Here is a 12614-nt window from a genome sequence, read left to right on the forward strand (position 1 = left end):
AGCGCAGCGCCGCCGGGCATAAAAATCACAGTAATTAAGGAGAATTATCATGAGCTTTATGTTGGCGCTCCCCAAAATCAGCCTGCACGGCGCGGGCGCGATCGGCGATATGGTCAATCTGGTGGCAAACAAACAGTGGGGAAAAGCGCTGATTGTCACCGACGGCCAGCTGGTGAAACTTGGCCTGCTCGACAGTTTGTTTTCCGCGCTCGACGCCCATCAGATGTCGTATCACCTGTTCGATGAGGTATTCCCGAATCCGACGGAAGCGCTGGTGCAAAAAGGCTATGCGGCATATCAGGATGCGGAGTGTGATTACCTGATTGCCTTTGGCGGCGGCAGCCCGATTGATACCGCCAAGGCAATCAAAATCCTCACCGCCAACCCAGGTCCGTCAACCGATTACTCCGGCGTCGGCAAGGTGAAAAACGCGGGCGTGCCGCTGGTGGCGATCAACACCACCGCAGGCACGGCGGCGGAGATGACCAGCAACGCGGTGATCATTGACGCCGCGCGACAGGTGAAAGAGGTGATTATCGACCCGAACATCATCCCGGATATCGCCGTGGACGATGCCAGCGTGATGCTTGATATTCCGGCCTCCGTGACCGCCGCAACCGGCATGGATGCCTTGACCCATGCGATTGAAGCCTACGTGTCCGTCGGCGCGCACCCGCTGACTGATGCCAACGCGCTGGAAGCGATTCGCCTGATCAACCTGTGGCTGCCGAAAGCGGTCGACGACGGTCACAACCTGGAAGCGCGCGAGCAGATGGCCTTTGGTCAGTATCTGGCGGGCATGGCGTTTAACAGCGCCGGTCTGGGGCTGGTGCACGCCCTGGCGCACCAGCCGGGCGCGACGCACAACCTGCCGCACGGTGTGTGCAACGCCATTCTGCTGCCGATCATCGAAAACTTTAACCGCCCGAACGCGGTCGCACGTTTCGCCCGCGTGGCGCAGGCGATGGGCGTTGACACGCGCGGCATGAGCGACGAAGCCGCCAGCATGTCGGCCATTCAGGCGATTCGCGACCTGAGCGCTCGCGTCGGCATTCCGTCCGGATTTAGCCAGCTCGGCGTCACCAAAGCCGATATTGAAGGCTGGCTGGATAAAGCCCTCGCCGACCCGTGCGCGCCGTGCAACCCGCGCACCGCCAGCCGCGATGAGGTCCGCGAGCTGTACCTGGAGGCATTATGATCCGCAAAGCGTTTGTGATGCAGGTAAACCCGGACGCGCACGAGGAGTACGCACGTCGCCACAACCCGATCTGGCCTGAGCTGGAAGCGGTACTGAAAGCCCACGGCGCGCACCACTACGCCATCTATCTCGACAAAGCTCGCAACCTGCTGTTTGCGACGGTGGAGATTGAATCGGAAGAGCGCTGGAACGCGGTGGCAAACACCGATGTCTGCCAGCGCTGGTGGAAATATATGGGTGACGTTATGCCGTCGAACCCGGATAACAGCCCGGTGAGTTCGGCGCTGAAAGAGGTGTTTTACCTGGACTGATGTGTTAACGCTGCTGCCCCCGAGGCGGCAGCAATCTCCCGCCTGCCACTCAGCGTAAACGCCGATACCACCGTGATCGCCAGCACGAAGCAGCCCAGTATCAGATACGTCTCCTGGAAGCCGACCCGGTCATACATATTTCCGGCAAAGGCGGAGAGGAAGATCGCCGCCGACTGTTTGGCAAACTGGAAGCCAATCAGGTAGATGGTGGCCGACAGGCGCGTATCAAACACCCCGGTGATGTACTTGAATGCCCCCACCAGCAGGAACGGGACTTCCAGCGCGTGCAGCATCTTCAGGGCAATCACCTCCACGGCAGTGGTGGCAAACGACGAGCCGATAATGCGCGTCGCCATGATCACCCCGGCAATCAGCAGCGTGTTTTTCGCGCCGATGCGGTTAATGATCCACGGCGAGCAGAACATAATGATCGCGTTACAGATTTCCCCCGCCGTGGTGGCGAAACCAAAGGCACGGGTCCCCTCCTGCGGCGTGGCGAAGAAGGTTTTGAAGAAGGTGGCAAACTGCTGGTCGAAGACGTCATACACGCAGGCCACGCCAATCACGTACAGGATGAACATCCACATTCTGCGCTGGCGGAACAGGGTAAAAACGGTTTTAGCGGTGATCTGCGGCTGATTCGCGCCCAGGGCGTTCATCACCTGCGCCGTCTGGTTAGGCTTCGGTTTCGCGACCACCAGCAGCAGCATCAGCAACAGCGCCGCGGCCGACCCCATCCAGAAGACGTACGACGGATCGATGCCGAACAGGATGCCGCCCGTTGAGGCGCACAGCCCCCAGCCGAGACAGCCGAACATACGCGCCTTGCCGTACTCAAAAAAGCTGTTGCGGCTTACGCGCTCAATATAGGCCTCAATCGCCCCCGACCCCGCTGAGAAGACAAAGCCGATATACAACCCACCGCTCAGCGCCCCCAGCCAGATATTGGTTTTCAGCAGCGGGGCGAAGACGTACAGGAAGAACGGCGCGAACAGGAACAGCAGCACCGAGATGATCCAAAGCAGGTGTTTTTTCAGCCCCAGCTTGTCCGAAATGACCCCCAGCACCGGCTGGAAGGCAATGGCCGACAGCGAGATGCAGGAGAAAACAATCCCGGTATGGGTTTTGTTCAGGCCAATGATGTCCGACAGCCAGATCGGCAGGAACGGAAAGCAGGTGGCCATGATGAAGAAGTAGAGAAAGAAGAACAGCCCGAAGATCCAGAAATTAGGGTTGTCTTTGTGGGTACAGGTTGTTGTGTTCATTATTTTTATCCTCAACGGAGGGCCGGTTGCCCGGCCCGTCACCCTTACACGCGTTCCACACCAATCAGAATGGCGGTTTCCGGATCCAGAATCGGCAGCGCAATACCCGCCTGCATCAGCCACTCACCGCTTACCGTTTGCGGCGCGTTCATCCACGCCGGCAGCTTACGCATGGTGTGCCCGCCCTCGCCCGTAATCTGGATGTTCGGGTGATCGAGCAGCGTGATGCGGTACAGCGCGCTGGCGTCTAACCCCGGCATGCGCAGCGGCATCATCAGGGTGTAATCCGGCATCGCGAGCTGGCTGACCAAAAACAGCCCCTGCGTCTTATCTTCGCTCACTATACCCTGCGCCAGGGTGGTGGCGTCCGGCATATCCACGCGCCACTGGGTGCCGTGATGAATGACCTCTCGCCACCGCTTGTGCAGCGCGGCGTAATGGCGATAGCCTTCACGCTCCTGCGCATCGACGGTGAGCGGATCCAGCTCCAGCCCCATGTGACCAAACAGCGCTGTTAGCCCGCGGAACTGAATGCTGTGCTGGCGGAAGGTGGCGTGACATTTATGATGACCGATATGCGCCCCCATCACCTCCGGCGGGAAGAAGTAGCTCATGCCGCGCTGGATAGTGTTGCGCTCCAGCGCGTCGTTGTTGTCGGACGCCCAGAAGCGGTGGCAGCGGGTCAGCACTTCATAATCGATTCGCCCGCCGCCGGAGGAGCAGGATTCAAACTCAATGTGCGGGAAGCGCTCGCCCAGCACGTCCAGCAGGCGATAAAACTGGCGCGTCTGGGCGTCGGCGGCGGCTTTGCCCTTGTGCCCTGGCTGCACCAGCTCGCGGTTCATATCCCATTTCACGTAGTCGACCGCGTGTTCGCCCAGCAGCCAGCTCATGCGTTCGACCAGATATTCAAAGGCCTGCGGAATATTGAGATTGAGCACCAGCTGGTGTCGCCCGGTCGCCTGGGCGTAGCCCGGCAGCGCCAGCACCCAGTCAGGGTGCGCGCGATACAGATCGGAATCCGGGTTAATCATCTCCGGCTCAACCCAGATACCAAACTCCATGCCGAGCTGTTTAACGTGATCGATTACCGGCTTTAGGCCGTTCGGGTATTTTTTCTCGTCCAGATACCAGTCGCCCAGCGCGGCGTGGTCGTCGTTGCGGCCTTTGAACCAGCCGTCGTCAATGATAAAGCGCTCCACACCCAGCGCTGCGGCCTCGTCGGCCATGCGCATGATGTAGTCCGGGTCGTGGTTGAAGTAGATCCCCTCCCAGGTGTTGAGGTGCACCGGGCGCGGTTTATCTTCCGGGAAGCGGATAACATTGTCGCGCAGGTAGCGGTGGAACTGCTGGCTCATGCCGTTCAGCCCGTGCGGGGAGTGGCTGGCATACAGGCGCGGCGTCCAGAGCGTTTCCCCCTCTTCAATCGCCATTTCACCCGGCAGGTAGAGCGCTTCGGCCTGCATATAGCGGCGGCCATCGGTTTTCGCCTCTGCGCGCAGGCGGTGGTTACCACTCCAGCCCAGATGTATACCCCAGACGTTGCCGTGCATTTCACTGAATGACGGCGTACCTGAAATCAGCGCCGGGAAATGTTCATGGGAGGTTTTACCCCGACGGTTTTCAATCACAAAGCTGTCATGTTCAAGCATCACGCGGTGCGGCTGAAACTCCCTGATCCAACGTCCGTGGAAGGCCATCACCTCCTGCGCTCGTTCGGCCACCGGCAGCGTCACGGCAAATCGATCCACCTGCCACGCCTGCATTTTCAGGTTGGTTAACCCATGACGCACCACCAGTACGCCGCTGGCATCCAGCGTTATTTCACTGGTCAGGCGCAGGCCTGCATGCTCGTCTTCAGCAGTGATTGTCAGGGCGTTTAACGCCTGCTGCACCTGCGTGGTTTTAAATACCGGCGATCCGTCCAGCCCCTGGCGGTGCCCCTCGATGCCCGGCGAGCCAAACAGCCCATGCCCCAGCTCTGCCATCAGCGTGACGGGGGAGTCGACGTCCAGCCTGCCATTAGCAACCGGGCGCGCAATACTCAGCACATCCTGCGGCGAAAAGTGCTGAAGGTGTGGCCCCCAGTAGAGAATTTCGGCGAACGGGTGGGTTTTTACCACCACGTCAACCGTATTGCTTTCAAGTCGAAAAATGGAATCTTGCATCAGACATCTCCTGTCATCGGGATGTCCTGAGTGTTGATCCGAAACGTTTCGGATACAAACCAAAACGTTTCGGATCTGTGATCGGGTTTGGAATTTTTGGTGTAATCAGGCAGTCTGGCCTGGGGAGAATTCTGGCTGCCAGAGCACCTGAAGGGTGTCAATGTCGTCGCCATTAATCAGCTGGCGCACCATATCGGCAATCTGTTTCCCGACACCCTGACGGGTAGACTGGATCACCGCCGCGACGTCGATATCGACAATGCTGTCCTGCGGTAAGCCGTCATAGACCACCAGCGAAACGGCATTTTCACCGGTTAAGCGCCCCATCTGCGCCAGGGCCATCGCTGCGCCGTCGCCGTGGGTGTTGCAGTCGGTAATGATGGCCGTGGGCGGCTGCGGCAGGGAGAGAAGTTCTTGCGTGGTGGCATACCCCACGCGACGCGAAGGGGGCATGGCGCGCAGCCATTCGCTGGAAAGTCCGGCTTCCCGCAGCGCGTCCAGGTAGCCCTGGCGGCGCTGGGTGATGAATGCCTGGTTGTTGCTTTCGCCCAGCAGCGCAATGCGCTTATGGCCTTTCTCGATCAGCCAGCGGGTGGCCTGATATGTGCCGGCATAGTTGTCGAAATCGAACCACGCGTACGGCTGCGGGAGCTGGCTGCGGCCGAGCGCCAGGAACGGGAACCCGGCGGCCTGTAGCTGCTCAAGACGCGGATCGTGATCCAGCGTATGCGCCACAATCAGCGCATCCACGCGTCGGCTCTGCACCATGCGCATATAGCTGTGTTTGTCCGCCAGATCGTCGTCAGCGATGAGCAGCAGGTCAATCTCATGTCGCGCCAGTTCGTGGCTAATTTCGCCGACCATGTCCATAAAAACGCTGTTATTGAGCGGAACAGGATGCACCGGAAACACCAGCCCGACGGCGTCGATTTTGCCCATCTTCAGGCGACGGGCAAAGGTATTTGGTCGGTAGCCACGGCGCTGGGCCTCCGCTTCCACGCGGGCGCGCGTCTCAGCAGAAACGTCGTCATACCCGTTGAGGGCGCGGCTGACGGTGGTAACAGACAGCCCCAGTTCTTTGGCAATGGCTTTAAGCGACATGATTTTCCGTATCTTTGTTAGTTTTGTTCCGCCACCAGCAGCGCGTGCGTATCTGGCTCCAGCGCCTTAAAGATATGCGGCTGGTCAGCGGGGTAGCAAATGTAATCTCCCGGGCCGAGCTCTTCCGCCGCGTCGATCAGACCGACCATCGCCCGCCCCTGGGTCACGATAATATGCTCAACCGAACCAGGCGGATGGGGCTGGGAAATACGGTCTGCCCCCGGCTGAGTTAGCAGCAGATAGATATCACGACGCGCGCCAGGCGGACACGCCGCGAGCAAAATCGCCTCGTAGTTCGCCTGCCCGGCGACGACTTTTGTGCCCTCGCCGCGGCGGATCACCTGCGTGACGGGTTGCTGCGGCTCCAGTAACCGAGCAAACGGAATATCCAGCGCCACGCAAAGCGACCACAGCGTTTCCAGGCTAGGATTGCCGTTGCCAGACTCCAGTTGAGAAAGCGTGGATTTGGCGATCCCGGCACGGCGAGCAATTTCCGCCAGTGAGAGCCCGGTTCGCAGGCGCTCTCGCACCAGACTTTTGGCGATCACGCTGATTGGCTGCGTCATAATAACGGCCTCTTTCTCTCTATAACGAACGAATCGTTCGTCTTGTAAAACGTTTCTGATGCGTTCATTATAATGGAAACACGTTCGATATGGCTAAAATGGTATGAAGAATCACCTCTCTTGCCTGAAAGGCGACACGATAAAAGCGATCGTCCTGGTCTGCCTCGCGGTGGGCGTGGTCGGCATGTCTTATGGCTCACTGGCGATGGCCTACGGTTTCCCGCTGTGGGTGCCGTTTGTCCTCTCCCTCACGGTGCTGGCAGGCGCATCCGAGTTTATGTTTATCGGCATCGTGGCGAGCGGCGGCAATCCGCTGGCAGCGGCAGCGGCCGGTTTACTGGTTAACGCGCGCCATGTGCCGTTCGGCGTTACGGTGCGTGAACTGGTGGGCAAGCGCGGCCTGAGCTTTCTGGGCTGTCATATCATGAATGATGAAAGTGTGGTGTTCGGCCTGTCGCAAAAAACCGCCGAACAGCGTAAAGCGGCCTACTGGCTGTGCGGCCTGGGCGTGGCAATCATCTGGCCGCTGGGGGCGGTGCTGGGCGCGATGGTCGGCAAGCTGCTGCCGGACCCGGAAACCATCGGGCTGGACGCGGTGTTCCCGGCGATCCTGCTGGCGTTAGTGGTGCCGGCATTTAAAAACCGTACCACGCTGATCCGCGCCTGTAGCGGCGCAGTGTTGTCGCTGGCCGCCGTACCGTTTGCGCCGGTTGGCCTGCCGGTGCTGCTCTCTTTGCTCGGCCTTGCCGCGAGGAAAAAATAATGGAAAACATGACGGTCTTTATTCTCGGCATCGCCATTCTTTCTGCCGGAACCTATCTGATGCGTCTCGGCGGGGCGAAACTCGGTAGCCGGCTGGCGCTTTCTGAACGGTCGCAGGCGCTGCTTTCAGACGCGGCAACCGTTTTATTATTCTCCGTCGCGCTGGCAACAACGTTTTATGAAGGGGACCATTTTGCCGGGATGGCGCGCGTACTGGGGGTGGGGTTCGCGGTGTTTCTGGCCTGGCGCAAAATGCCGTTAATTGTGGTGATCGTCGCGGCGGCGGTGGTGACGGCGCTGCTGCGTCTGGCGGGATTACATTAAAAACTTTCCTTTCCTGGCGATGATATATACGTCAGGAAAATCAGTCCCTTCAGGAATGTGGCCTCGTCCACAATAATCATCTCTTCCTCACCGTCGTCTTGTCATACCCCGCTGACATTTTCATGCTCAGCCTTATATCGCCTCACCCGTAGAATCAGGTTACGCAATTCTCAACGGAGTGAAGCGATGGCGCACCTGACGACCGCTTGTATCGATCTCAACATTCAGGGCAACAGCCCCTATTCCATCCTGAAACAGCTGGCGGAGATGGCCTGGCAAAACGGCTTTGTGACCGACCGCGCCGCATTTTTACAAACGCTACTTTTACGCGAAAAACTGCACTCCACCGGCTTCGGCAACGGGGTCGCCGTGCCGCACGGTAAAAGTCACGTGGTCACACAACCGTTTGTGTTGTTCGCACGTAAAGCCTCCAGCGTGGACTGGCAGGCCAGCGACGGCGAAGCAGCAACCTGCTGGATCTGCCTTGGCGTGCCGCAGCACGGAGAAGAGGCGCAGGTGAAGCTGATTGGCACCCTGTGCCGGAAGATTATTCACCCCGAATTTATCTCACAACTCAAACAGGGCGGTCAGGAGCAGATCCTCACGCTGCTCAACCAGACGCTGAGCGAATAAGGAGCAAACAATGGGAACGTCGTTACGGTTAGTGGCCATCACCAACTGCCCAGCGGGTATCGCGCACACTTATATGGTGGCGGAGGCGCTGGAGCGTAAGGCGCGTGATCTGGGCCATACCATTCAGGTAGAGACGCAGGGATCCAGCGGCGTGGAAAACCGGCTCAGCGATGAAGCCATTCGCGCCGCTGATTACGTGATTCTGGCAACCGGACGCGGGCTAAGCGCCGACGATCGCGCCCGTTTTGCGGGGAAACAGGTTTATTCCATCCCCATTTCCCAGGCGCTGAAGAATATCGACGCGATCTTTGACAATTTACCCACCCAGTCGCAGCGTTTTGCCGAAGAGAGTGGCGTGAAGCTCGGTAAACAGGAGGTGGAGAAAGGCAGCGTGATGAGTCATCTGATGGCGGGCGTTTCTGCCGCGCTGCCGTTCGTTATCGGTGGGGGGATTCTGGTAGCGCTCGCCAATATGCTGGTGCAGTTCGGTTTGCCTTATAGCGATATGTCGAAAGGCGCACCATCGTTTACCTGGGTTGTCGAATCGATCGGTTACCTGGGCTTCACCTTTATGATCCCGATTATGGGGGCGTACATCGCCTCGTCGATTGCCGACAAACCCGCTTTTGCTCCGGCGTTCCTGGTCTGCTATCTGGCGAACGATAAAGGGCTGCTGGGCACGCAGTCCGGCGCGGGATTTCTTGGCGCGGTGGTGCTGGGACTGGCAATAGGTTACTTCGTGCTGTGGTTTCGCAAGCTGAAGCTCGGGAAAGCGTTGCAGCCGCTGCTGGGCTCGATGCTGATCCCGTTCGTGACGCTGCTGGTGTTTGGCGTATTGACCTGGTACGTTGTCGGGCCGCTAATGTCCGATCTGATGGGCGGCCTGCTGCATTTCCTCAACACCATTCCACCGTCGATGAAGCTCGGCGCGGCCTTCCTGGTGGGCGCGATGCTGGCGTTCGATATGGGCGGTCCGGTCAACAAAACCGCGTGGTTCTTCTGCTTCTCGCTGCTGGAAAAACATATCTACGACTGGTACGCCATCGTCGGCGTGGTAGCGCTGATGCCACCCGTTGCCGCAGGTATCGCCACTTATCTGGCACCGAAGCTGTTTACCGAACAGGAAAAAGCGGCCGCCAGCAGCGCCATTGTGGTGGGCGCGACCGTCGCCACCGAACCTGCCATCCCTTATGCGCTGGCGGCCCCGCTGCCCATGCTGACCGCAAATACCCTGAGCGGAGGGATCGCGGGCATGCTCACTATCTCGTTTGGTATTCAACGCCTGGCACCCGGTCTTGGCGTGTTCGATCCGCTGATTGGCCTGATGTCACCAGCTGGCTCGTTTTATCTGGTACTGGCCATCGGCCTGGCGCTGAACATTGCGTTGATTATCGTTCTGAAAAGCGGGTGGCTGAAGCGCAAAGCTGCCCGTATGGAGAAGGCACATGAACATTGATTTACTGAAATCCCTTTGCGATGCCAGCGCGGTCAGCGGCGACGAACAGGAAGCGCGGGATATTTTGATCGACACCCTTGAAGGCCATGCGGATGAGATCACCTTTGACGGCCTGGGCAGCGTTATCGCCCGCAAGGGCACGCGCGGGCCGAAGGTGGCTATTGTCGGGCATATGGATGAAGTGGGCTTTATGGTCACCCATATCACCGGGGCGGGATTTATCCGCTTCGACACCATCGGCGGCTGGTGGAGCAAGTCGATGCTCAACCATCGCGTGACAATCCGCACCCGCAGCGGCGCAAAAATTCCGGGGGTGATTGGCTCAGTCGCGCCCCATGCGCTGAGCGAAAAGCAAAAGCAGCAGCCGATTACATTTGATGAGATGTTTATCGATATTGGCGCGAACAGCCGCGAAGAGGTGGAAAAATACGGGATTGCAATGGGGGATTTCGTCTGTCCGGAAGCGAACTTCGCCCGCTGGGGCGACGATAAAATTGTCGCCAAAGCGCTGGATAACCGCGTGGGCTGCGCTTTAATGGCTGAGTTGCTGCTGACGGTGAACAACCCGAATATCACCCTGTACGGCGTGGGCAGCGTCGAGGAAGAGGTGGGCTTACGCGGGGCGCAAACCTCCGCCGAGTGCATTAAGCCTGACGTGGTGATTGTGCTGGATACCGCCGTCGCAGGCGACGTGCCGGGCATCGACGCCATTAAATATCCGCTAAATCTGGGCGACGGCCCCGGCGTGATGCTGTTCGACAAGCGTTACTTCCCCAGTCAAAAGCTGGTGGCCCTGCTCAGGCAAAGCGCAGAAAAACAAGGCGCGCCGTTACAGTTCAGCACCATGAAAACCGGCGCAACCGACGGCGGGCGGTATAACGTGATGGGTGGCGGGCGGCCCGTGGTGGCGCTTTGTCTGCCGACACGGTATTTGCACGCCAACAGCGGTATGATCTCCCAAAAGGATTATGACGCGGCGCTGGACATGGTGCATGAACTGCTGATGTCGCTTGATGAAACGCAGGTCGCCGCGCTAACGGATTTTCGCTAAGGACCCGCCATGCTCAACGAACGTCAGTTTGCTTTACTCGATGCGCTGGAGTCGCAGCCTGCGGCACTCAGCGGCCTGGCCCAGCATACCGGCGTTTCTGCCCGCACCATCCTGCGTGATATCGACTACATCAATTTCACCCTCAGCGGCACGGCGCGGATCAGGGCGACGGGCAGTGCCCTGTACCAGCTTGAGATTGCCGACAGAAAACAGTATTTCCGGCTGTTACAGCGCTATGATAATGATGACCGGCTGCTGGCGCTGCTGCTGATCCGCCCGGTGATGTCCCGCGCGCAGCTGGCGGATGCGCTAAACCTTCCCGATGCCTGGATTGCCGAGCGTCTGCCGCGCCTGCGGCAGCGCTATGCGCGCGCATTCCCGCTCGCCAGCCGTCCCGGCGCCGGGTACTTCATTGATGTCGACCCGGATAAGCGCCTGATCCTGCTGGCTAACCTGTTCAAAAAGGATCCGCTGGCGTTTCCGCTGGCGGGGATTGCCCCGGCAACCTTATCCATGCTGCACGCGCACTGTCAGAGCCTGACGGCGTGGCCGGATATTCAGGCAGATTATCGGGCCAGCATGGTTTTGGCCGGATACGCCCTGCGCCAGCAGCTTCCGGTTTACGCCGACGTCGCCGAATCTGACGCGCTTCGCGACTGCTGCGAGCGGACGGGGATCTGGCTCAGTCCGACGGTGATTAACGTCATCGCCAGCACGCTCAATCGGCTACAGCAACACGCCAATGGTATCACATCAGCGTATGTCGCCGGCCAGCTGGCGAGGCTGTCCGCCGCAGGGCAGCCGCAGGTGATCGACGCTCAGCTGAAAGATGACCTGACCGCCCACCTGAAACGTTGCGTGGCGATGCCAAACTGGCTGCCGGAAAGCCGACCCGGCTCGATGAATAACCTTAAGGCCGCGTGGCCTGCCGCGTTTGATATGAGCGTAAAATTCATCAACCAGTTGCGCATGGAGATCGACATCCCGCTTATCGACAGCGATCTGCCGGGACTCTATTTCGCCTGTGCACTGGAGCGACACCACAGCGCATGGACGCCCATCTTTCTGCTTGCCGATCAAAACGCCATTGCGACCATCAATAAAATGGCCATTGAGCGAGAGGTGATGAACTGCCGGGTCGTTGTCGCCTTCACGCCCGATGAACTTGTGGCCCTGACAGACGAAAGCCATCCGGCGCTGATTGTGAATAACAGCCACTTTCTGCTGGATGAAGGCCTACGTAACGTACTGGTTATACGCAACATCATTACCGCGGCGGGTATCGATCAGAGTAAGGATTTCCTGGCCTCGGCGTTTATTCGCCAGCAACCTGAACGCTTTTTCCCGCCAGAGGGATCTTTTTACTACGCGAACCGCACCTGCGAGAGCTGGGATGAGGTCATCGCCGCCGTTACCGCGCGTCTCTGTAAAAGGCAGTTAATTACCGAAGATGAAGCGCTACGCATTAGTCAGCGCGAACGGGAGGGCGAGAATCTGATCGTCAACCACGTGGCGATCCCCCACTGCTGGAGCGAGGCCGCGGGGCCATTTCGCGGATATTTTATTATGCTGGAACGCACGCTTCACGTGAACAGCGAACCCGTGAAGCACGCCCTTATCGCCTGTGCCAGCGTGGAAAATCGGCAGGAGCAGAAAGTATTTAGTTTTCTGGCCGGCATGTTAAGCAGTCATTCGCCGCAGCAGATCGACAGTGTGGACAGTTACGAGACATTTATTGCGTTATTGCGCTGAAGAAAGGAACTGTCCCTGCACAGAAGA

At 58.9% G+C, this 12614-nt stretch carries 12 protein-coding genes; 8 read left to right on the plus strand and 4 right to left on the minus strand.

Annotated elements, in window-relative coordinates:
- Positions 1-49 precede the first annotated feature (49 nt).
- The gene (gene fucO / locus ACQG0T_RS22785; protein WP_003861980.1) at positions 50-1198 is read left to right on the plus strand and encodes a lactaldehyde reductase; all 1149 of its coding nucleotides are present in this window, start codon (positions 50-52) and stop codon (positions 1196-1198) included.
- Entirely contained in the window at positions 1195-1509 is a 315-nt protein-coding gene (gene rhaM, locus ACQG0T_RS22790) for an L-rhamnose mutarotase (protein ID WP_015569925.1), read from the plus strand. The genes fucO and rhaM overlap by 4 nt, the downstream gene beginning before the upstream one ends.
- Here the strand turns inward: rhaM and ACQG0T_RS22795 are convergent.
- From ACQG0T_RS22795 to ACQG0T_RS22810, 4 genes are all read right to left on the minus strand, one after another.
- Positions 1497-2774 carry an MFS transporter gene (locus ACQG0T_RS22795; protein WP_015569924.1) on the minus strand — a complete coding sequence of 426 codons (1278 nt, stop codon included), beginning with the start codon at positions 2772-2774 and terminating at the stop codon, positions 1497-1499. The two genes, rhaM and ACQG0T_RS22795, sit on opposite strands and share 13 nt — an antisense overlap.
- A 44-nt stretch (positions 2775-2818) precedes the next feature.
- Positions 2819-4942, minus strand: a complete 2124-nt coding sequence (locus ACQG0T_RS22800) for an alpha-galactosidase (protein ID WP_047718175.1) — start codon at positions 4940-4942, stop codon at positions 2819-2821.
- 105 nt (positions 4943-5047) lie between these two features.
- Positions 5048-6043 carry a LacI family DNA-binding transcriptional regulator gene (locus tag ACQG0T_RS22805; RefSeq protein ID WP_045348669.1) on the minus strand — a complete coding sequence of 332 codons (996 nt, stop codon included), beginning with the start codon at positions 6041-6043 and terminating at the stop codon, positions 5048-5050.
- A gap of 17 nt (positions 6044-6060) precedes the next feature.
- Positions 6061-6609, minus strand: coding sequence for a helix-turn-helix domain-containing protein (locus ACQG0T_RS22810; RefSeq protein WP_003861973.1), 549 nt, complete (start codon positions 6607-6609; stop codon positions 6061-6063).
- A 103-nt stretch (positions 6610-6712) separates the two neighbouring features.
- Between ACQG0T_RS22810 and ACQG0T_RS22815 the strand changes: the two genes are divergently transcribed.
- The 6 genes from ACQG0T_RS22815 to ACQG0T_RS22840 all read left to right on the plus strand — a co-directional run bounded on the left by ACQG0T_RS22815 (position 6713) and on the right by ACQG0T_RS22840 (position 12587).
- On the plus strand, positions 6713-7372 hold the full coding sequence (locus ACQG0T_RS22815; RefSeq protein WP_015569922.1) for an AzlC family ABC transporter permease: 660 nt from the start codon (positions 6713-6715) through the stop codon (positions 7370-7372).
- Complete coding sequence (locus ACQG0T_RS22820; protein WP_017382685.1) at positions 7372-7695, plus strand: AzlD domain-containing protein; 324 nt, start codon at positions 7372-7374, stop codon at positions 7693-7695. The genes ACQG0T_RS22815 and ACQG0T_RS22820 overlap by 1 nt, the downstream gene beginning before the upstream one ends.
- 186 nt (positions 7696-7881) lie before the next feature.
- The gene (locus ACQG0T_RS22825) at positions 7882-8328 is read left to right on the plus strand and encodes a PTS fructose transporter subunit IIA (protein ID WP_045615349.1); all 447 of its coding nucleotides are present in this window, start codon (positions 7882-7884) and stop codon (positions 8326-8328) included.
- 10 nt (positions 8329-8338) lie between these two features.
- Positions 8339-9784: a PTS fructose-like transporter subunit IIBC gene (locus ACQG0T_RS22830; protein WP_165468591.1), complete on the plus strand. Its 1446-nt coding sequence runs from the start codon at positions 8339-8341 to the stop codon at positions 9782-9784.
- Entirely contained in the window at positions 9774-10835 is a 1062-nt protein-coding gene (locus ACQG0T_RS22835) for an aminopeptidase (RefSeq protein WP_252051964.1), read from the plus strand. Before ACQG0T_RS22830 ends, ACQG0T_RS22835 begins: the two co-directional genes overlap by 11 nt.
- Before the next feature lie 9 nt (positions 10836-10844).
- Positions 10845-12587, plus strand: coding sequence for a putative frv operon regulatory protein (locus tag ACQG0T_RS22840; protein ID WP_426723873.1), 1743 nt, complete (start codon positions 10845-10847; stop codon positions 12585-12587).
- Positions 12588-12614: the final 27 nt, after the last annotated feature.

Source organism: Enterobacter cloacae complex sp. 302F9 (genome assembly GCF_050030335.1).
In the GTDB taxonomy this organism is placed as follows: domain Bacteria; phylum Pseudomonadota; class Gammaproteobacteria; order Enterobacterales; family Enterobacteriaceae; genus Enterobacter; species Enterobacter hormaechei_C.